The sequence below is a fragment of the Burkholderia puraquae genome, assembly GCF_002099195.1.
GTDB lineage: Bacteria > Pseudomonadota > Gammaproteobacteria > Burkholderiales > Burkholderiaceae > Burkholderia > Burkholderia puraquae.
Genome location: NZ_NBYX01000022.1, coordinates 1 through 20,016, shown reverse-complemented (window position 1 = coordinate 20,016; position 20,016 = coordinate 1). Strand labels below are relative to the sequence as shown.

Sequence of the window (20,016 nt, the reverse complement as noted above, 5' to 3'; positions counted from 1 at the left end):
GCTGAACGATGCGATACGAAACGATCAAGGTAAGCGAAGCCGGTCGCGTGGCAACCGTCACGCTCGCGCGTCCCGACGTGCGCAATGCGTTCAACGAGACGACGATCGCCGAGCTGACCACCGCGTTCGAATGGCTCGACGCGCATGCAGGCGTGCGCGCGATCGTGCTCGCCGCGGAAGGCACGGCGTTCTGCGCGGGCGCGGACCTGAACTGGATGAAGAAGATGGCCGGTTACTCGGACGACGAGAACCGTGCCGATGCGCGCAAGCTCGCGCGGATGCTCGAGGCGATCCATCGCTGCGGCAAGCCGGTGATCGCGCGCGTACATGGCGATGCATATGCGGGCGGCGTGGGCCTGGTGGCGGCGGCCGATATCGCGATCGCCGCCGACGGCGTGAAGTTCTGCCTGTCGGAAGCGCGGCTCGGCTTGATTCCCGCGACGATCGCCCCGTACGTGGTGCGTGCGATGGGCGAGCGCGCGGCGCGCCGCTACTTCACGACGGCCGAGGTGTTCGACAGCGCGCGTGCGGCGTCGCTCGGCTTCATTCACGACGCGGTGCCGGCCGATGCGCTCGACGACACGGTCGCGAAGCTGGCCGCGACGCTCGTCGCGAACGGCCCCGACGCGGTGAAGGCGTGCAAGCGGCTCGTTGCCGATGTGGCCGGCCGCCCGCTCGACGCGGCGCTGATCGAGCAGACCGCCGACTGGATCGCGCGAACCCGCGCCGGCGCGGAAGCGCGCGAAGGGATTGCGGCCTTCCTCGAAAAGCGCACGCCGTCGTGGCGTGAATGATCGCGCAGCGCGCGTGACCTACTCTTTCCGGACGACACCGAAGCCATGTTCGACAAGATTCTGATCGCCAACCGCGGCGAAATCGCGTGCCGCGTCGCCGCGACGTGCAAACGTCTCGGAATCGCGAGCGTCGCCGTCTATTCCGACGCGGACGCGAACGCGAAACACGTGGCCGCGTGCGACGAGGCCGTGCACATCGGCGGCTCGGCCGCGGCCGACAGCTACCTGCGCATCGAGCGCATCATCGAAGCGGCGCGCGCCACCGGCGCGCAGGCGATCCACCCCGGCTACGGCTTTCTGTCGGAGAACGAAGATTTCGCGCATGCGTGCGAAGCGGCCGGCATCGTCTTCATCGGGCCGCCGGTCGACGCGATCGCGGCGATGGGTTCGAAGGCCGCCGCGAAGGCGCTGATGCACGCCGCCGCCGTGCCGCTCGTGCCCGGCTATCACGGCGACGACCAGGTAGCGGCCAACCTGCATCGCGAAGCCGACGAGATCGGCTATCCGGTGCTGCTGAAGGCCAGCGCGGGCGGCGGCGGCAAGGGGATGCGCGTGGTCGAGCGCTCCGGCGATTTCCCGGCGGCGCTCGCGTCGTGCCAGCGCGAAGCCGCGAGCAGCTTCGGCAACGATCGCGTGCTGATCGAGAAATACCTGACGCGCCCGCGCCACGTCGAGGTGCAGGTGTTCGGCGACACGCACGGCAACGCCGTGTACCTGTTCGACCGCGATTGCTCGGTGCAGCGCCGTCACCAGAAGGTGCTTGAAGAAGCGCCGGCGCCGGGCCTGCCCGACGACCTGCGCCGTGCGATGGGCGAAGCGGCTGTCGCGGCCGCGCGCGCGGTCGGCTATGTCGGCGCGGGCACCGTCGAATTCATCATGACGGGCGACGCGTTTTACTTCATGGAAATGAACACGCGCCTGCAGGTCGAGCATCCGGTCACCGAGATGGTCACGGGCCTCGATCTGGTCGAATGGCAACTGCGCGTGGCATCCGGCGAACCGCTGCCGCTGAAGCAGGACGAACTGCGCGTGCAGGGCCATGCGCTCGAGGCGCGCCTCTACGCGGAGAACCCGGCGCGCGGCTTCCTGCCGTCGACGGGCACGCTGAAGCATCTGCGGCTGCCGGAAGGCGTCGAGTTTGCGATCGGTGCGCCGGTGCGCGTCGACAGCGGCGTGCGCGAAGGCGATGCGATCACGCCGTTCTACGATCCGATGATCGCGAAGCTGATCGTCCATGGCGCAGACCGTGCGGAAGCGCTGGGCCTGATGCTGCGAGCGTTGCGTGCATGCGAGGTGGTCGGCCTGCACACGAACGCCGCGTTCCTGCAGCGGATCGTCGCGTGCGAACCGTTCGCGACGGCCGATCTCGACACGGGGCTGATCGAGCGCAACCACGATGCGCTGTTCGCGCCGCAACAGCCGCCGCGCGCGACGCTTGCGCTCGCGTGTGCGGCGCTGCTCGCGCGCGAACGCGGCGCGGCCGCGCAGGGTTCGTCGCCGTGGCGCGCGCTGCCGGACTGGCGACTGAACGGCGGCTATCGCCGCACGCTCGAATGGCATGCGGCCGAGCGCGAAGCGGACGTGACGGTCACGTACGAGGACGACGGCGCCGGTGCGCGTATCGCGACCGGCGATGAAGCCGCGCAACCGTTCGCGTGGACGCGCGGCGCCACGCCGCTCGATTTCGACGTGACGCTCGGCGGCGTGCGCAGCAGCGGCCGCGTGTATGCGGACGGCGACACGTTCCATGTGTTCACGCAGGGCGCATCGGAGACGTTCGAATGGCGCAACCTGCTCGCGCATGCGGGCGATGCGGAGCAGGGCGGCGGACGCTTGACCGCGCCGATGCCGGGCAAGGTGATCGCGGTGCTGGTCGAGCCGGGCCAGAAGGTCGAAGCCGGCACGCCGCTGATCGTGATGGAAGCGATGAAGATGGAGCACACGATCGGCGCGCCGAGCGCGGGCGTCGTCGCGGAAGTGCTGTACGGCGTCGGCGATCAGGTTTCGGATGGCGCGCAGTTGCTGATGATGGCGGAAGGCTGAGCGTTGCATACGCGTGAGGGCCGTTGCCGGCTCTCACGCACGGGCTATCGTGCCCCGTATTATCCGAGCGTCTCCGACACCATCCGGCTGTGAACACCTGATGTGCCTGCATCAGGACGACATCGCATTCCTGTGTTGTGATCGTCGCTCTCGTCGCGCGTAGACAAAAAACGAATAATTTGCGTGTCAGGATTTTTGAATAATCCCGGGATTCTCGCCGGTGACCGGCCGCTCGACATGCGCTGTCGCGCTGCCTTGCACCGGTCTGCCCGTTGCAACAGTTGATCAAAGATCGAAAGCGGCCCCGTCCGGACTTCTTCGCCAAAACGAACTGACTGCTTCCTCTTGTGGAGAAAGGCCGCGCGATCGCGACTGCCTTCCGGGGTGTCCGGAAAATCAGGCTCGATTGGAGAAACAGCTGCGCGTTCCTGCCCATGCGCGACATGGTTGCGTTAGCGTAATCGCCGGGATGTGCGGCCCGGTGTCCTGCGCAATGTAGCCGAGAGAAAGACCGAGATGGCGAACAAATATAAATACGGAATTCACATCAACCTTACTCCGCCAGAACTTTTCTGCCTGATTGTTATCGACGTGGCTTGTGACGAATTGGGTATCGATGATGCTGTTGGAATCGCAATGATTTTGTTGGGTCAAAGGTTCGTGCCGACCAGAGGGAAATTCGGCGGAGCGGTCAAGGGAACCTCGATCGCATCCAGGGTATCGAGAAAGGTGTTGCCCTACGAACTCAAGTACAAAATTCTGCCGACGGTAACGTCATTCAAGAGTCTCCTGCTGCTCAAGATCAAATTTACCCGGGAGCTCGGCGCCTTTGTCGGGCGGGCCGTACCGGTGGTTGGTTGGATCATTACCGCTATCGATATATCAGTCATCATGTATCGCTCGACAGTCACGTACAATGGCCTGGTCAAGCAGGAGGATCGCTTTTAATGGACGGTCGTCTGATAGAGATGGTGCGGGATGAGGCCGATTCGCCACTATGGGGCGAGCTCGAGATTACCGAGGACACGGATCTTTGCATCGACCTTGAAATTTCAGACAGGGCCATGTTGAGATTGATGCGAAGATTTTCGGAAACGTTTGGTGTCGATATTTCCGATTTCGACGTTGATTATTATTACCCTTCCCGGAAACTGGGATTGGGCCGATTCTTGATGACAGTATTCAGGTCGCCATTTAGCACCGACGCCCGGGACAAAATACTGGAGCGTCCGCTCACCATCAAAATGATGGAGGCGGCGATTGAAACCGGGCGGTGGACGATGTAGCCGCTCGAAAAAGGGCCAGGCATCGTCCGGTTCGTTGCTGGCCATCCATGACGATGCAGCGGTCCGCCGTCCGTTGAAATGGCGCGCTTTTCCCGGTGTGTGCCGCTCCCCGCGCTACATCGGCTCCTTCGAATCTCCCGTCCTGCCGACGATGACCGCTCTTGCCTTTCTGTCGACGGCGCCCCCGCCATTTCCGCACCAACGCGGGCATCTGCATGCACGTCGGCCCCTGTCGCGCGACACTGTCGTGTCACACGTCGAACTTAGCATCTCGCCGTCGATATGACCGGCGTGCACCCGCGCCTGTGTCACGTCATTACCCCCACGGAGAACCGTTATGCGAAAGTCGGCCCTGCGGCCTTTCGCGGTCGTTGGTCTGATCGCGCTGACAGCACTCCTCGGCGCCTGCAACGACGACCTGACTTCACCCGCCGCGCCCGTCGCGCAGCAGAAGGCCGCGTGCGGCGGTGCCGCCGTCGCCACCGCGCAGATGCACTGCCCGCCCGGTTTCACCGCGCCTGCCTCCTCGCCCGCTTCCTGATCCCGGCCGTTTCCACCAGAAATCCAATCAAGAGCAACCAGCATGGCCACCCATTCGCGACGCGACTTTCTGAAGTTCTCCGCCGGCCTCGCCGGCGCGACCGCCGCCACCGCACTGCTGCCGGAATCGATCCGCAAGGCGCTGGCGATCGAGCCGAATTCCGTGACGGGCACGATCCAGGATGTGCAGCACATCGTCGTGTTCATGCAGGAAAACCGCTCGTTCGACCACTACCTCGGCCACCTGAGCGGTGTGCGCGGCTACAACGACCGCTTCCCGGTCACGCTGCCGAACGGCAAGCCGGTGTGGTTCCAGCCGCGGCAGGAGGACACGTCGAGCGTGATCGCGCCGTTCCGCTACGACACGACCAACCCGGGCGTCAACGCGCAATGTATCGGCGGCCTGCCGCATACGTGGGCGACGACGCACGGCGCGATCGACAACGGCCGCGCGGACCAGTGGGCCGTGCAGAAGTCGAACATGACGATGGGCTATCACGTTCGCGACGACATCCCGTTCCATTACGCGCTCGCGGATGCGTTCACCGTGTGCGACAACTACTTCTGCTCGATTCCGGGCAACACGCACCCGAACCGCATGTACCTGATGACGGGTATGGTCGACCCGCTCGGCACGGGCGGCGGCCCGCTGCTCGACAACACCGACTACATCGACAACCAGTTCGACAAGATCAAGCTGCCGCCCTTCAGCTGGACGACCTACCCGGAGCGCCTCGAGAAAGCGGGCATCTCGTGGCAGATCTACCAGCAGGGCACCGGGTTCGACAACTTCACCGGCAACTACGGCACGAACATGCTCGCGTGCTTCAACAACTTCGTGAATGCGCCGGCTGGTTCGTCGCTGCAGACGCGCGGGATGAGCACGCGCCCGATCACGCAGCTGAAGGCCGACGTGCAGGCGAACGCGCTGCCGCAGGTATCGTGGCTGCTGCCGCCCGCCGCGTATTCGGAGCACCCGAAGTTCACGCCGCTGTACGGCGCGTACTACCTGTCGACGATTCTCGATGCGCTGACATCGAATCCCGACGTGTGGAGCAAGACCGTCCTGCTCATCATGTACGACGAGAACGACGGCTTCTTCGATCACGTCGTGCCGCCGTCGGCGCCGACGCTGCCGGGCTCCGGCATGAGCACCGTGGATGTCTCGCTCGAACGGCACAACGTCGTGACCTCGACGCAGACGGGCACGTACACGGCCGACAACCTGCCGTATGGCCTCGGCCCGCGCGTGCCGATGTTCGTGGTCTCGCCGTGGTCGAAGGGCGGCTTCGTCTGCTCGCAGGTCTTCGATCACACGTCGGTGCTGCAATTCATCGAGAAGCGCTTCGGCGTGATGGAAACGAACATCTCGCCGTGGCGCCGCGCGATCTGCGGCGACCTGACGTCGGCGCTCGATTTCTCGAAATCGGATGCCACGCTGCCGACCCTGCCGAGCACGCAGGCGTATGTCGCGCAGGCGGACCTGCAGTGCTCGCGCGCGTCGTCGCAGACCGCGCCGGCCAGCACCGCGCAGCAGGTCGTGACGGCACAGGAGCCCGGCACACGGCCGGCGCGCGCGCTGCCGTACGAATTGCACGTGACGGGCCAGCTCCAGGCGCAGGGCTATGCGCTGACGTTCGCGAACACCGGCACGCAGGGCGCGCACTTCTGGGTCTATACGGGCGACGCAACCGCGATGCCGCGCCGCTACACGGTCGAAGCGGGCAAGCAGCTGACCGATACGTGGGCGCTCGATGCGAACGGCAACTACCTGGTGAGCGTGTGGGGGCCGAACGGCTATTTCCGGCGCTTTGGCGGATCGGCTGCTGCGGATGCCGCTGCGAAGCCTGAAATCACGCCGTGCTACGACACCGCCAACGGCGACGTGTATGTGACGATCGCCAACGCGGGCACCGGTGCGCTCACGGTCACGGCGACCGATGTCGCGTACGGCGGGGCAGCGCGCACGCTGACGGTTCCGGCGGGGCAGCGCGTCGAAGCGCACTGGGATCTGTCGTGCAGCAGCCACTGGTACGACCTGCAGTTCGCAGTGGCGGGGAACGCGGGCTGGACGCGCCGCATCGCGGGGCACGTCGAAACCGGCAAGGCCAGTATCACCGACCCGGCCGCCGTGGCGCCGACGATTGCGGCGATCTGACGGTAATCCGTGTGAGCCGGCCACGCGCCGGCATGCGATGAGGGGCCTCGCGGGGCCGCGCCCGGCTTCTGGTTCCGCGAGCGTTTCGTCAATCGTGAAAAAGGCGCCGCGTGGCGCCTTTTTCATTCACCGGGCAAGCAGGATGCGTGGATTTCGGATCCGGTCGCGCCCGTGACATCAGATCGGGCGAAATACTGCATATTGGTCGCCATCGATTTTTTCCATGTACCGGGAGTCATGGAGCGTCAGGTTGACTGGCTGGAGCAATTGTTCGTTTGCGGACTCCAGTTCGCTGCTGGCGCGCGTATTGAACAGATTCGAAGCGTTTGCCGAGTTCACGAGAGAGTCGAGACGCATCGCGTTCCAGTCGAGGTGCCCTCTGAGCAGGTAAAAGTGCATGATCCCGCATTGCTGGTGCGCCCAGAAGTCATGCCACATGAATGAATCGGGCCGCCATACGGAATTGTGGCTCTCGAAGTACGAGGCTCCGCTCATCGGCATGCACTCGGGGGTCGAGATGATGATGTATCGCGATCGATAGTTGAGAAACTCCAATAGATCGCGGCCATGGGAGTGACGCATGTGTTCGATGACATCTCCCAGAATGACCGTGTCGTACGAGTCGCCGGATCGTTCATAAAGCGTGTCGCCGACACCGGGAATGATGTCGTCGTACCCGTTCTCGATCAGGAAGGGATGTGCCTCCTCATCGCACTCCAGCGCCGTGAACTGGCAATCCGGCACGACCTTCCTGAGCAGGCGCCCGTACTTCCCGCCTCCGGCCCCGATATCCAGAATTCTGTTCGGATTGATCGACTTGACCAGATGCTGCGTGAGTTGGTCAAAGGTTGGCCACGAATACCCGATCTGTTCCAATTTGACCTCCCATCAAGGCTGGTTTGAGAAATTGATCGTCGTTGCGTAACGAATCCCTGCATTCGTGCGTCGTCGCCCGCTCCTGGAGGACGCCCGCGCAAACGCCGCGATCAACGGCTCGAGGACCCATCACAACGCATTGCTCGCCTTGCTTCCCGGCATCCCGCGAACCGTACGGCCGGGCAGCACAATCGTCCAGCAGTGTCAGCCACGCCCGACGAGGGCATCAGCGCAGCACCCCGTCGTCGTGCGACATCATCAGCGCGCGCATCGCGGACCACATCCCGTAGTAATGCACGATGTAGCTGTCCGCGCGACGAAACAGCCAGGGCGTGTTGAAGCTGACGAGATCGGCCACGCCTTCGCCATGCAATTGGTCGTCGTGTTCCATCGCGCGAATGAAATGCAGCTGGTCGCCGTCGCTGGCATAGACGCTCGACCGGTCGTGCAGCGCGGCGATCGTCGCCATCATGTCGCGCAGCATCGCGTCGTTGCGCTCAGTGCGCCGGAACGCCATCACGCCCGAGTTGAACGCCCACTGGCCGATGTCGTGCGCGAGCAGCCAGTCGCGGCCTTCGAGCAGCGGCGCCAGCGCTTTCTGCTGGTCGGCGATCAGCACGTCGGCATCGAGCCACACGACCCATTCGTGATGCTGCAGGTACGCATGCAGCAGCCACGGCTTGAACCAGTTGCCGGTCGCGTTCATGCCGATCTCGGCGGGAATGTCGCGATGCACGTAGAGCGTGTAGCCGTGTGCGTCGCAGTAGCGCCGGAAATTCCGTTCGGCAACGCGCGCATAGCTGCCGATGTTCGGCGTGTAGAGCGTCATCAACGCAATCGGGCGGCCCGGATTGTAGGTGCTGCGCTCGGCGGCTTCGTCCGGCGTGCCGGGAGCGTCGTGATCGAACGAGAACATCGGCCGGCCGGCGGCACGGCATCGATTCACGTACGCCACGAGCGTGTCGCGGAAACGGGGCGTCGTGCCTTTCCGTTCGGGATCGTGCGGCGTGTCGTCGATGCTGATCGCGAACGTCGGTTCGCGGCTCCACATCGGATCGAGGTCGGGGCTGGACGGCATGACCGGATACAGCCCGTCGATCGGCGTCATGTAGTGATGCGTATCGAGCTCCGCGAACAGCGCGGCCTCCGACGTCAGCCGAGGCTCGCTGCCGAGCTTGCAGCGCTGTACGAGCCGCATCACGATCGCCCGCACGGCCGCCGTATTGCGCCAGATCTGCACGTCGACCTGCGGCAGCGGGCGCGCGAACGCGTCGACGTGCAGCATGTCGCGGCCGCTCATCAGGCGATCGAGCGCGACGGGCTCGATGATTGCCGCGTCTTCGCTGAGCAGCAGCACGAGTTCGTCGGGCAGTGCGCCGCGCAGCACATGGAGCAGCGATTCGTAGCGATACAGCGCCCGCAACGGCAGCGCGTGCGGCATCGCGGAGGCGTCGACGATTTCGTGGCGATACCCGTGCGCCTGCGCGTACTGCCGGTGGTTGTCGAGGCTGGCGGGCGCGTCGTGACTGAAATGGCTGAGGACGATCACCGCGCGCTCCGAAGGCCGCGCAGCGGGTGACGGCAGGGGGGCGGCGCAGCGAGTTTCGGCGCGGCAGTGCGGCCGGGCACGATTTCCCGCAGGTGCCGCCCCTGTTCGTGATGGATTGCCCGGAAGACTTGCGCGGCGTCGCGTTCCATTCTGTCAGCCATTTTTTCAGCAGCGTTGCTGCGAGGTCGTTTTCTGCCCGCCCTGGATGCCGATACCGCCCGGCACCCCCCGGCAGCCCGGTAGCGCGGCTGGTCGCCGGAGTATCGCACAACCATCTCGCGAATTTGCATGCGCCGGCCGCGCGCTGACCATCCCTGACAGTATGCGGCCGGCGCTTCGCTAGAATGCCGGGTGGCCGCCGGCGTGCGCCGCTTGACGCGGGCGGCGCTTCGCGCGCTACACTGCGTCCATTCCATCCCCATCCAACCTTCCATCCCGCCGACGATGACGTCCCCTGTCCTGAACGGCCTGCGCATCGGTATCACGATCGGCCTGCGTGCCCCCGACGAAAGCCTGTGGATCAACGGCATCAAGCAGAACGCGCTGTTTCTCGCGAAGCTGCTGATGGCTTCGCCGCACGGCTACCGCGTGACGCTGGTCAACACCACCGATGTGCCGCTCACCGATGCGCTGCCGTGGGATCGCAGCGTGTACGACACGCGCGCGTTCGCGGACATGAAGGATTCGCTCGACGTGGTAATCGAGCTCGGCGGGCAGATCGACGACGAGCAGACGGCCTACCTGAAGTCGCGCGGCGCGAAGCTCGTCAGCTACTGCTGCGGCGTCGAGTACATCAACGCGATGGAATCGATGCTGTTCGGCCGCCGGCTGTGGGATTCGCTGTTCATCAACCGCGGCTACGACGAGGTGTGGGCGATTCCGCAGATCGCGCCGTCGTCGCTGCCGTTCCTGCAGTCGCTGCGCCGCTGCCCGGGGCGGGTCGTGCCGTTCGTGTGGGATCCGATGTTCCTGAGCGCGCGCGCGCAGACGTTGCCCGAGCGCGGCGAATACCGGCCGCGCAGCGAGCCCGGCAAGCGGCTGACGGTGATGGAGCCGAACCACAACGTCGTGAAGTTCTGCGTATATCCGATGCTGATCATCGACGAAGCGTATCGCCGCGATCCCGACGCGATCTGCTTCACGCACGTGACGAACGCGGACCGCCTCGCGCACGACAGCCCCGAGTTCGTGATGCTGATGAACTACCTGGACATCGTGCGAGCGGGCAAGGCGAGCTTCGTCGGGCGCTTCGATACGCCGCTGTTCCTGGCCGACCTGACCGATATCGTCGTGTCGCACCAATGGTCGAACCCGCTCAACTATTTCTATTTCGACGTGTGCTGGCAGGGCTATCCGCTCGTGCACAACGCGAGCCTTGCGCCCGATCTCGGCTACTACTATCCGGACAACGACGTGCAGCAGGGCGCCGATGCGCTGTTGCGCGCGCTGCATACGCACGATGACGACTGGGAAGCGTACACGCGGCGCCAGCGCGAGATCCTCGGCCGCTATACGTCGGCGAATCCGGCGCTCGTCGCCGAATACGACGCGCTGCTCGCGAACCTGGTCGGCGCATCGGCCGCTTAAGGCCCGATTTTCGCGCGGCGCACACCGTTGCGCCGCAGCCCGCCATCGGGATTGTCCCGCCCTAATGTCTGACGAAATAATGCCGTTAAAAAAAGAAACCGCCGAACCCGATCGGTTCGACGGTTTTTGAAGGCACGAATTTGACGGCTCCGAGGGAAGTCCGTCAGAAATTATTTTATAGGTTAACAAGTCTTTAAGATTGTTAAATATGGTTCAATCGATAATCATCATATGATTTAAATTGATATTATCGATTCAAGGCATTTTGATTCCGTTTATAAATTTAATAATCAGTCTGAAACGGGGAAATTGAGCGCTGCGATGATCGAATGACGGGCGGCGGCCGATTTTCGGCGAAGATCAAACCGTGTCGGCGGCCGCTGCGGCGGGCTTGGCAGCGGGCGAGGGCGATGCTTCACGGGCTGGTATTTATCTGATTAATTGAAATTTCCTGATTTGCGAGGCACGCAAATTTCGGGAGAAATTGATTCGGGTAAGGTTGTCTGGACAAAAAAATAAACGGCATTCGGATCGCGGTATCGCAATTTGCGTTAGTGTGGCCTGCCGCACAGTCGGTATCGTGCATGCATGGTGTATTTCCAGTAACTGAATATCGTTGAAAAATATCGAATTTGACGGCGCGCCGAAGCGAAAAGTACGCTCCCGGAAAAGATCGACATAACAGGATGGGCCGGGTAGGCGGCGGAGCGCGTCATGGTCGGCTTGCTCCGCATGTTTCTTGAGGTCGAGCCGCGATCGGCGGCTCGCCATTTGCCGGAGCGCCGGATGAATGCGGTCGAAGCTCGCCTGGAGGCGAATCGGGAAGCGAATCGTGACGAAATCGATCTCGTGTTCGGCGCCCCCGACGATCATCCCGACCTCGCGTCGGTACGCAGTTTCGTGGAAAGCCGGCTCGGGTTCGCGCACGAGCCCGTGTGCCGGGCCGACCTGTCGGGCGGTGTGCTGTACCAGGAATGCCTGGCGCGATTGCGCTGGGGCGAGCGCGATGCGCTGCCGCCGATCGCGTTCCTGCCGCGCCTCGAGGCGCTCGGGCTGATGCGGTGGTTCGACCGGCTCGTGGTCGGCAGGATGATCGACGCGCTGCGTGCCGATCGGGCTGCCGTCTACGGTTGCAATGTGGCGGCGACGAGCGCGGTTGTCGACGACGCGTGGCTCGCCATCTTCAGGCGGCTCGAGCGCGAGCCGTCGGTCGCGGCGCGGCTGGTGGTCGAGATCACGGAGACGGGGCCGCTGAATCCCGTCGCGGGGCGTTCGTTCGTGAACCGCTTCCGGCAGACCGGGTGCCGCATCGCGATCGACGATTTCGGTGTGGGCTTCAGCGCATTGAACAACCTGGTGGTCGGCAATCCTGACATCGTGAAGCTCGACCGGTCGATCCTGTCGATGATCAAGCGGAACGCGATCGGTCGCTACCAGTTCCGCAGGCTGATCGCGTTCGCGCATGAAGGTGCGCGGCACGTCGTCGTCGAAGGCGTGGAGAGCGAGGTCGACCGGCAGATCATTGTGGATGCCGGCGTCGCCTGGGCGCAGGGCATCCGTTTTTCATGGCGGTCGCCGGCCGCCGCGTGATGGTGCGGGAACAGGCGAGGTGGCGTGCATGATGCACGCCGGTGTCGGGCGTGGCCGGCGCGTGGCCGGGACGAAACGCAAAAGGGGCATGGGCATGGCGGGGACGAAGGCCGGAGGCGGAACGGGCACGCAGGCGGGCGGTGCGCGCGAGCTCGTCGCGATCGCCGAGCTGGCCGACATGCTGTGGCAGTTGGGTGCCGAGTCGACCGATGTGCCGGTCGACGTCGCGCCGTATCTCGACGGCCTGGGGGCGATTGCGCGTCACATTCAGCGGATGAAGCCGCTCGACGCCGGCAGTCGTGAGCTGGCTGCGCGGCACTATTACGCGGGTGTCATCGCGGGCGCGTGCGGCGACGATTCGGCGATCGCACGCGGCGTATCCGACAGCCTCGTCAAACAATCCGGCGGCGCCAGCCGGCCGGCGGCGCGTTGCTTCGCCGTGCTCGCGCGGACGGGGCGGCGGCATGGCCGTGTGTTCGCCGCGCAGAGCGGCGATCGGGTGCTGGTCTAGCGCCTGTTCGCGCCGGTAACGGGCCCTGGCACAGCGCGCGGCTCGCGGCTCGCGTCGACATCATCCGCGTGCAGCGGCTTCGGCCGCGGCCAAGCGATCAATCCTTCCCGAATCCGCCGAGCACGAACGCCATCGCGCGGTCGACGGCGTCGTCCCATTGCCCGATGCGCGCGGCGCGCTCTATCCGGATCCCCGGATAGAGCGCGGTGCGCGAGCCGGTTTCCCAGCGCGCGTCGGCTTTCGGGCTGAGCAGCAGCACGGCCGGCACGCCGAGCGCGCCGGCGAGATGGATGTGCGCGGTGCAGGTGGTCACCACGGCATCCAGTGCGAGCATCAGCGCCGCCAGGTCGCTGAAATCGCCGATCGTGTGATGCGGGAACGTCACCGGCAGGTCCGATTGCTCGGATTGCGCGGACAGGTCGCGGTTGATGCAGTACGCGGCGTGGCCGTGCATCCGCGTCAGCGGTGCGAAGTCGCGCAGGCTGGCCGCGCGATGGAAGCGCGCGTCGCTTTCGTCGCGCCCGCGCCAGTTGAGCCCGATGCGGCGCGTGCCGGCGGCATGGCCGTCGCGCGATACGCGCTCGCGCCACGCGGCCGCGTGCGCGGGCGGGCACGACAGGTACGCGGCCGCCGATCCTTTGGGCGCCGGCGCGTAGCCGAACTGCGCGGCGAGCACCAGGAACGAACACCAGTAGTCGTGTGCGATCTGCGACGTGTCGACCCACGCGCCATGTGCGCCGATGAACTCCATGTGTGGGAACGTGTGACGCAGCAGGCCCGTCAGCGCATCCGGAACGACGACGGTCACGCTCGTGCAGCCGAGCGTGTCGAGCGCGTGCAGGTAGCGCGCGTACTGCAGCTGGTCGCCGGCGCCGCCGTAGCTGAGCACCAGCAGCCGCTTGCCCTGCAGCGGCTGGCCCTGGTAGAGCCGCTCGGTCGGCAGCCCGAACTGCGCGGCCGTCAGGATGTTTTCGCTCGCGATGGTGGCGCGGGCGGCTTCGTCGCGCCGGCCGGCGCGCAGCAGCAGCGTCGAACGCACCAGCTCGATGCGGCCGCGCGTCGCGTCGGGTAGCGCGGCCGGATCGCCGAAGTGTTCGAGTGCCGCGAGCCCGGCGTCGGGCGCACCGGCGAAGCCGTAGCACGATGCGAGTTGCAGCGCGATTGCAGCGTCGTCGAGCCCGCGGCCGCGCGCGCGTTGCCAGCGGTCGATCGCGTGCCCCCACTCGCAGCGCGACTCGTGGTCGAGCGCGCGGTTCCAGTTCGTTTCGGGCGCGTCGGTGTTGGCGGCAGGCGCTGCCGGGTGGTGCGTATCGTTGTCGGCCGTCGCTTCGATGGCGATCGGCTCGACCGAGATGACCAGCCGCTGCCGGTCCCAGCGCGCGTTCGGCACGCAAAGCAGGTTCAGTTTGTCGACCCGGTAGAACGTATAGTCGAGGCCGGCAAAGGTCGCGATGATCGGCGCCTCGCCGACTTTCCAGTATTCGACCCAGCACCAGGGCAGATGTGTCTCGATCAGCCGGCGCGCGCCGCGCAGCGCGTCGATCTCCATCCCTTCGACGTCGAGCTTCAGGAAATCCAGCCGCGGCAGGCCGAGCGAATCGAGCGTGACGACCGGCGTCGGCGTGCCGCCTTCTGCGTGCGCGTCGACGAGCGAGACCAGGCCGAAATCGGCGTCCTGCCCGTAGTCGACGTCGGGCACCTTCATCGTGCCGTTGACGCCCGCGAGCCCCATGTTCAGCAGATGGACGTTGTCGAGCTGGTTGAGCGCGACGGTGCCGCCGAGCGCATGGAACAGCGTGCGCTGCGGCTCGAACGCGTATACGCGGCCGCCGCGCGCACGCAGCCGGTGGGCGATCGGCACGCATACGAGCCCCGCATTCGCACCGCCGTCCACAGCGATCGCATCGTCCGGCAACTGGTCGATCACCTGCAGGATTGCGTCGAGTTCGGCCTGGATATGCGGCCGCCCGGTCTTGATCAATGCCTCGGCCTGAAACGCGCAGTGCCGGTTGATGACGAACGGGCCGTGAATCGAATCGATCACGACGAAATTACGGACGGTCTGAGTCATGGGCAGGAGCGTCGACGAATGAGGTCAGCCGAGCGCGCGGCCGGCGAACAGCTGCTGGATCTGCGCGGAATACGCGTGCACGTTGTGGTCGGCGAGCGTGTCGACCTGGTGCAGGCAGCGGCGGGCCGCGGCTGCGTAATCGTCGAGCCGCCCGTCGTGCGTCTGCGCGGCGGTCGCGATCGCGCGCGCCGCGTCGAAGATCTCGAAGTCCGGGTAGTAGTAGCCGACGTCGCGCAGGAACGGCGAGTTGTGCACGAGCGGGTAGTTGCCGTACAGCGCGTCGTACAGCAGGTAGTTGAGGCCGTTTTCCCAGTGGTGGGACACGACGATGTCGGTGTGATGCGCGGCCCACGCGACGAACGGCGCACGCACGTCGGCGGTCGCCTTGCCGTCGCGCACCATCTCGAGCCCGAGCGCGAGATGCTTGAAGGCGATGTTTTCCTTCTTGTCGAACGTGTTGGTCATGTACACGTGCTCGACGAGCTCCGGGTGTTCGACGTAGCACGCGTTCGCGGCGAGCATCGGTACGATCGAGCTCTTCACGACGTTCAGGTTCGGCTCGAAGAACGCGATGCGCTTCGCGGTGCCGTGGTTGCGATAGCCGAAGCGCGCCCTCAGTTCAGGATCGGCGTCGAGGCTGCGCTCGATGAAATACGGCGACCAGATGTGCGGCAGCTCGATCACCGGTGCGCGATAGACGGCCTGGAAATACGCGGCGCACGTGTGCATGTGCTGCGGATTGGTCCAGATCTCGTCGAACTGCACGCGGTTCGGGTTCGGCCGCCACGGGTTCTTCTCGAAGTTGATCGTCTCGACGGCGATCACGTAGTCGTTGCCGAACCGGTACGACACGCACTTGCCGCCGCGCCGGCGCACGGCATCCGTGTGGGTCGGATCGATGAACGCGTTCATCTCGATCAGCAGGTCGGTCTGGTGGACGACGGCCGACAGCGGCCGCAGCGCGTCGCCGAACGCGTCCATCATCAGCGCCTGCGGATAGTCGGTGATGCCGTCGTCGTGTGCAAGCCAGACTTCGCCGATCAGCGGCGACTGCTTCAGCAGCATGTACAGGTACACGCAGTGCTGGTTCGCGCCGTTGTACCAGATCGACTGCGTCGCGTCGCGCTGCACGTTCATCGTTATCGCGACATTGAGTTTCATGGCGGCTCCGGGAGGGGGCAGGCGACGCGCGGCTTAGGGCGCGTAGTTTTGCGACTGGCGCGGCACATAGCCGGTCAGGTGCCACTGGCCGTCGTCGTCGAGGCGAAAGCTCAGCTTTTCGAACACGGTCGAGCCGCTTGCGAGCGTCGTCGTGTAGTCGACGTTCGCGTAGAGGCCGTCGGGCATCGTCGACGTGTTCGTATAGCGGATCCGCGTGATCTGCGCCCAGCCGCGCTGGCGCACCGCGCCGACGGACTGGCGGGCACGCTGCATGTCCGCCGCGAACGGGTCCTGCTTGATGCGGGCCTTCACGAACGGGGCGGCGTTGGTCCACACCGCGCCGTACTGGCCGGCGTCGAGCTGCCTGAGCACCGCCGCCGAGTCGCTGAGCAGCGTGTCGGCCGAATCGCCGGCCGATTGCGCGTGCGCACCGATCGCGATCGAAGCGACGGCGCAGCCGATCAGCCATTTGGCGCGGGTGAGGGGCGAGTGTGCATTCATGTCGTCGGGTTCCGGAGCAGGCGGCGCGTCACGTGTCGCGATAGAGGGTGGTGATCGCGTCCGTATAAGCGGCGACGTTCTCGGGGTTGTAGATACTGACGGAGCTGAGCACGTGCTTCGACTGCTCGCGGTACGCTTCCAGGTTCGCGTCGTGCTCGGCGAACGCCTTCAGCAGTGCGCGGCCGCCGGCCTGGCAGTCGAAGTCCGGATAGAAATAACCGGCCTTGCCGAGGAACGGCGAATTGTGGATCAGCGGGTAATCGCCGTACAGCAGCTCGTAGTACAGGTAGTTCTGCGCGTTTTCCCACGTGTGCGACACCACCGCGTCGCCGTAAGCGGCCATGAACTCGTACACCGCGTAGCGGCTCTCGAACGTCGTGATCCCGTGGTTCACGATGTCGAGGCTCTTCGCGAAATGGACGAACGTCGCGTGTTCCTTCAGGTGCAGCGTGTTGCACACCCGCACGAACTCGAGGAAATCGGGCTGTGCCCGATACGCTTCCTCGGCCACCAGCATCGGGATGACGCTCGTCTTCACCATGCAGATGTTCGGCTCGAACATCGTCACGCGCCAGCGCGGCTTGCCGGGCTGATAGCCGAACGACAAGCCGGCGCCGAGCGTCGCGCGCGCCTTGTCGAACAGCATCGGATGCCAGATGTGCGGGACGATCGTGACGGGCGCGCGCAGGCCCGTCTGGTAATAGTGCAGGCACGAGCGCTCGAATTCGGGAATCGTCCACACGGCGTCGTACGGCGCGCCCGAGAACAGGAAACCCGACGGCTTGTCGAACATCGCGCGTTCGATGTCGATCACGTAGTCGTTGCCGACCCGCATCGTGACGACCTTGCCGCCGCGCTCGCGGAACGCGCGCAGGTAGTCCGCGCCGAACTGCGCGCTCATTTCGATCAGCACGTCGCAGCGCTGCAGCGCTTCGTCCATCGACAGCAGCGGCACGTCCCATTCGCCGAGCATCATTTGCGGATCGGCGACCTGTTCGCCGCCGTTCACCATCACGGCTTGAGCGACGAGCGGCGACTGGCGCAGCAGCAGGATCAGCAGCAGGCAGTTCTGGAAGATGCCGTTTTCCCACAGCGACTGGCCGGCGCCGCGCACGAACAGCGACACGCCGACGACGAGACGCTTGCCCTCGCCGGGCGCTTGACGGGCATTGGAGTCCGACATGCGTATTCTCCGGTTCAGGCGACCAGACGCGAGACGAACGCGTCGAGGTTCGCGGGGTTGTCGATCGAGACCGACTGCAGCAGCCGGCCGGCCTTCGCGCGATAGTCGTCGAGGCGTTCGTCGTGATGCAGCCACGCGTCGAGCAGCGCACGGCCGCCTGCCGCAGAATCGAAGTCCGGGTAGTAATAGCCGGCGTCGCCGATCAGCGTCGAGTTGTGGATCAGCGGATAGCCGCCATGCAGCACGTCGTAATACAGGTAGTTCTGCCCGTTCTCCCAGTGGTGCGACACGACCGCATCCGCATGGCGCGCCATGAAGCCCGGCAGGTCGAGGCGCGGCTCGAAGGTCGCCTTGTGCTGGCGCACGAGATCGAGGCTGTTCGCGAAGTGCACGAAGGTCGGATGCTCCTTCATGTGCAACGCGTTCACGACGAACATGTGTTGAACCGCGTCCGGACGCGCACGATAGAACTCGTCGCACGCGAGCATCGGGTAGTGGCAGGACTTGGCGACCGAGATGTTCGGTTCGAGCATCGCCAGGTGCCACGGGCGGCGGCCGGGCCGATAGCCGAACGTCGCGCCTTCCGCGGCGAGCGTGGCGATGCGGCGCTCGAGGAAGTACGGCGACCAGATGTGCGGCATCAGGTGGACCGGCGCACGCAGGATGGTCTGCAGCATCGGCGCCGCGGTCTTGTTGTATTGCGGCAGCAGCCACACTTCGTCGAAAGGCGCGCCGTTGAAGACGTGCCCCGAAGGTTTGCCGAAGATCGGGGTTTCGCACAGGCCGGCATATACGTGCCCGCAGAAGAACGCGGCGATTTTCTTGCCGAGCGCCTTCATGTGCCTGAGCCATTCGACCGGCAGCTGCGCGCCCATTTCGATCACGACGTCGAGTTCGTGCGTGACGTCGGCGGGTTTCACGAGCGGGATGTCGAGGCCGTCGAGTTCGAGGCCGGCCGGCAGTGCGTTGGCGTCGCCGCCGTTCAGGAAGTAGACGGGGCCGACGCGATCCGAGCGCTTGAGCATCATCGCGAGGAACGCGATGTTCTGGTGTATGCCGTTTTCCCAGATCGCCTGGCCGTCGCGCGCAAACAGCGAGATGCCGACCGCCGGCCGTTGCTTGCGGGTGCCGCCCGAGGCGGCTTCATTGATGTCCGTCACCGGTTGGTTTCCTCTGCGGCGTCGTGCGTCCGGGCATCGCGTCGAGCGTCTGGCCTGGAAGCGGCGCGCCGTGGATTGTCATGGTTGCATTTGCGCCGGTGCGCCGCGGCGGGCGAATCGGGCGACCTGGTTCGCGAGGGCGGCAGCCGGGTTCCGGCATGTCATCGGGCACGCCTGGCACGGTGCGCGATTCGGGCGGGTTGCCCCGGCGACTGTCTGCGGCGATTGTGGCACGGAAACCGCCGGTTTTGGCGAGACGTGACGAACTTTGACATAGCCGCCGGCCAACGCGAGCGGGGCGCCGGCGAAGCGGCGCCCGGGCTGTCCGGCGGAGGTCGGGTGCGGGTCCGGCGCGGCGCTGGCGGCCTGCCGGAGCGGGGCGCCGCGCGCGGCGGCGCCCTGATCAGTGCTGCAGGCGGATTTCGACGCGGCGGTTGCTGGCGCGGCCTTCGGGCGTCGCATTGGACGCGACCGGATCGGCCTTGCCGCGGCCGGTGACCGTCAGCGAGTCGGTCTTCAGGCCGTGCGCCTTCAGGTAAGCCGCGACGGATTCGGCGCGGCGCTTCGACAGCGCGAGGTTGTAGTCGTCGCTGCCCACCGAATCCGTAAAGCCGGTGACGCTCACCTGCGAGTACGTGTGGTCTGCGCGCTCGCTCAGCAACCGGTCGAGCGATTCGCGCGCGGTCGGGGCGAGCGTCGCGTGGTCGGTCGCGAACAGCGCATCGCCCGACAGGTTCACCTGCTCGACGACGGCAGCCGCCGGCGCGGCGGCCGACGCCGCTTCGGCCGGCGCGGCGCCGCACTGGAACACGAGCGTCGCGGGATCGGATTTGTCGCGCAGCGCGCGGGCCGAATCGACGGCGCGCACCGGCTCTTCGCCGCAGATCTTGCGGGCGGCCTTCATGCAGGTCTGCGGGCCCGACAGCAGGCCGTGGCAGTCCACCTGGAAGGTGCGCACGCCGTCGCGCGGCTGCAGTTCGGAGGCGCTGAAGGTCGGGCCGGATGC

Annotated in this window: 17 protein-coding genes; 9 read left to right on the top strand and 8 right to left on the bottom strand. The window is 65.5% G+C overall.

The window, feature by feature from the left end; all coding sequences use genetic code 11:
- The first annotated feature begins 8 nt into the window (after positions 1 to 8).
- The 6 genes from B7G54_RS30650 (at position 9) to B7G54_RS30625 (ending at position 6,821) form a co-directional block, all read left to right on the top strand.
- Entirely contained in the window at positions 9 to 794 is a 786-nt protein-coding gene (locus B7G54_RS30650) for an enoyl-CoA hydratase/isomerase family protein (RefSeq protein WP_085042441.1), read from the top strand.
- Between the two features lie 45 nt (positions 795 to 839).
- Positions 840 to 2,837 (top strand): acetyl-CoA carboxylase biotin carboxylase subunit, encoded by a 1,998-nt coding sequence (locus tag B7G54_RS30645; protein WP_085042440.1) that lies wholly within the window; start codon positions 840 to 842, stop codon positions 2,835 to 2,837.
- 516 nt (positions 2,838 to 3,353) lie between these two features.
- Positions 3,354 to 3,785 carry an STM2901 family protein gene (locus tag B7G54_RS30640; RefSeq protein WP_085042438.1) on the top strand — a complete coding sequence of 144 codons (432 nt, stop codon included), beginning with the start codon at positions 3,354 to 3,356 and terminating at the stop codon, positions 3,783 to 3,785.
- Positions 3,785 to 4,123, top strand: a complete 339-nt coding sequence (locus B7G54_RS30635) for a DUF1493 family protein (RefSeq protein WP_069252467.1) — start codon at positions 3,785 to 3,787, stop codon at positions 4,121 to 4,123. Before B7G54_RS30640 ends, B7G54_RS30635 begins: the two co-directional genes overlap by 1 nt.
- 337 nt (positions 4,124 to 4,460) lie before the next feature.
- Positions 4,461 to 4,664 carry a hypothetical protein gene (locus tag B7G54_RS30630; RefSeq protein ID WP_069252466.1) on the top strand — a complete coding sequence of 68 codons (204 nt, stop codon included), beginning with the start codon at positions 4,461 to 4,463 and terminating at the stop codon, positions 4,662 to 4,664.
- A gap of 42 nt (positions 4,665 to 4,706) precedes the next feature.
- The gene (locus tag B7G54_RS30625; RefSeq protein WP_085042437.1) at positions 4,707 to 6,821 is read left to right on the top strand and encodes a phosphocholine-specific phospholipase C; all 2,115 of its coding nucleotides are present in this window, start codon (positions 4,707 to 4,709) and stop codon (positions 6,819 to 6,821) included.
- A 177-nt stretch (positions 6,822 to 6,998) separates the two neighbouring features.
- Here the strand turns inward: B7G54_RS30625 and B7G54_RS30620 are convergent, their stop codons facing one another.
- Both B7G54_RS30620 and B7G54_RS30615 read right to left on the bottom strand, forming a co-directional pair.
- On the bottom strand, positions 6,999 to 7,697 hold the full coding sequence (locus B7G54_RS30620; protein ID WP_085042435.1) for a class I SAM-dependent methyltransferase: 699 nt from the start codon (positions 7,695 to 7,697) through the stop codon (positions 6,999 to 7,001).
- A 226-nt stretch (positions 7,698 to 7,923) separates the two neighbouring features.
- A complete protein-coding gene (locus B7G54_RS30615; protein WP_175130524.1) occupies positions 7,924 to 9,246 on the bottom strand; it encodes a glycosyltransferase family protein in 1,323 nt (440 codons plus the stop codon).
- 444 nt (positions 9,247 to 9,690) lie between these two features.
- Between B7G54_RS30615 and B7G54_RS30610 the strand changes: the two genes are divergently transcribed.
- The 3 genes from B7G54_RS30610 to B7G54_RS30600 all read left to right on the top strand — a co-directional run bounded on the left by B7G54_RS30610 (position 9,691) and on the right by B7G54_RS30600 (position 12,934).
- Positions 9,691 to 10,833 carry a DUF2827 domain-containing protein gene (locus B7G54_RS30610; RefSeq protein WP_085042431.1) on the top strand — a complete coding sequence of 381 codons (1,143 nt, stop codon included), beginning with the start codon at positions 9,691 to 9,693 and terminating at the stop codon, positions 10,831 to 10,833.
- Between the two features lie 786 nt (positions 10,834 to 11,619).
- Positions 11,620 to 12,423 (top strand): EAL domain-containing protein, encoded by an 804-nt coding sequence (locus B7G54_RS30605; RefSeq protein ID WP_085042429.1) that lies wholly within the window; start codon positions 11,620 to 11,622, stop codon positions 12,421 to 12,423.
- An 88-nt stretch (positions 12,424 to 12,511) separates the two neighbouring features.
- Positions 12,512 to 12,934 carry a hypothetical protein gene (locus B7G54_RS30600; protein WP_085042427.1) on the top strand — a complete coding sequence of 141 codons (423 nt, stop codon included), beginning with the start codon at positions 12,512 to 12,514 and terminating at the stop codon, positions 12,932 to 12,934.
- Positions 12,935 to 13,031: 97 nt separating this feature from the next.
- On the opposite strand, the gene B7G54_RS30595 is transcribed toward B7G54_RS30600, so the two are convergent.
- The 6 genes from B7G54_RS30595 to B7G54_RS30570 all read right to left on the bottom strand — a co-directional run.
- The gene (locus tag B7G54_RS30595; RefSeq protein ID WP_085042425.1) at positions 13,032 to 15,005 is read right to left on the bottom strand and encodes an FkbM family methyltransferase; all 1,974 of its coding nucleotides are present in this window, start codon (positions 15,003 to 15,005) and stop codon (positions 13,032 to 13,034) included.
- A gap of 24 nt (positions 15,006 to 15,029) precedes the next feature.
- The gene (locus B7G54_RS30590) at positions 15,030 to 16,166 is read right to left on the bottom strand and encodes a DUF2827 family protein (protein ID WP_085042423.1); all 1,137 of its coding nucleotides are present in this window, start codon (positions 16,164 to 16,166) and stop codon (positions 15,030 to 15,032) included.
- Positions 16,167 to 16,199: 33 nt separating this feature from the next.
- Complete coding sequence (locus tag B7G54_RS30585) at positions 16,200 to 16,667, bottom strand: DUF4019 domain-containing protein (protein ID WP_085042422.1); 468 nt, start codon at positions 16,665 to 16,667, stop codon at positions 16,200 to 16,202.
- Positions 16,668 to 16,695: 28 nt separating this feature from the next.
- Complete coding sequence (locus B7G54_RS30580; RefSeq protein ID WP_085042421.1) at positions 16,696 to 17,850, bottom strand: DUF2827 domain-containing protein; 1,155 nt, start codon at positions 17,848 to 17,850, stop codon at positions 16,696 to 16,698.
- Between the two features lie 14 nt (positions 17,851 to 17,864).
- The gene (locus B7G54_RS30575) at positions 17,865 to 19,010 is read right to left on the bottom strand and encodes a DUF2827 domain-containing protein (protein WP_085042420.1); all 1,146 of its coding nucleotides are present in this window, start codon (positions 19,008 to 19,010) and stop codon (positions 17,865 to 17,867) included.
- A 403-nt stretch (positions 19,011 to 19,413) separates the two neighbouring features.
- Positions 19,414 to 20,016: OmpA family protein (locus B7G54_RS30570; protein WP_085042419.1), on the bottom strand; the 603-nt coding region annotated here is incomplete at its 5' end.

Excerpts from the sequence above, each read along its gene's own strand:
- B7G54_RS30630 (WP_069252466.1), top strand. The coding sequence starts at position 4,461 with ATGCGAAAGTCGGCCCTGCGGCCTTTCGCGGTCGTTGGTCTGATCGCG.
- B7G54_RS30600 (WP_085042427.1), top strand. The coding sequence starts at position 12,512 with ATGGGCATGGCGGGGACGAAGGCCGGAGGCGGAACGGGCACGCAGGCG.
- B7G54_RS30635 (WP_069252467.1), top strand. The coding sequence starts at position 3,785 with ATGGACGGTCGTCTGATAGAGATGGTGCGGGATGAGGCCGATTCGCCA.
- B7G54_RS30590 (WP_085042423.1), bottom strand. The coding sequence starts at position 16,166 with ATGAAACTCAATGTCGCGATAACGATGAACGTGCAGCGCGACGCGACG.
- B7G54_RS30595 (WP_085042425.1), bottom strand. The coding sequence starts at position 15,005 with ATGACTCAGACCGTCCGTAATTTCGTCGTGATCGATTCGATTCACGGC.
- B7G54_RS30645 (WP_085042440.1), top strand. The coding sequence starts at position 840 with ATGTTCGACAAGATTCTGATCGCCAACCGCGGCGAAATCGCGTGCCGC.
- B7G54_RS30640 (WP_085042438.1), top strand. The coding sequence starts at position 3,354 with ATGGCGAACAAATATAAATACGGAATTCACATCAACCTTACTCCGCCA.
- B7G54_RS30650 (WP_085042441.1), top strand. The coding sequence starts at position 9 with ATGCGATACGAAACGATCAAGGTAAGCGAAGCCGGTCGCGTGGCAACC.
- B7G54_RS30610 (WP_085042431.1), top strand. The coding sequence starts at position 9,691 with ATGACGTCCCCTGTCCTGAACGGCCTGCGCATCGGTATCACGATCGGC.
- B7G54_RS30625 (WP_085042437.1), top strand. The coding sequence starts at position 4,707 with ATGGCCACCCATTCGCGACGCGACTTTCTGAAGTTCTCCGCCGGCCTC.
- B7G54_RS30580 (WP_085042421.1), bottom strand. The coding sequence starts at position 17,850 with ATGTCGGACTCCAATGCCCGTCAAGCGCCCGGCGAGGGCAAGCGTCTC.
- B7G54_RS30585 (WP_085042422.1), bottom strand. The coding sequence starts at position 16,667 with ATGAATGCACACTCGCCCCTCACCCGCGCCAAATGGCTGATCGGCTGC.
- B7G54_RS30605 (WP_085042429.1), top strand. The coding sequence starts at position 11,620 with ATGAATGCGGTCGAAGCTCGCCTGGAGGCGAATCGGGAAGCGAATCGT.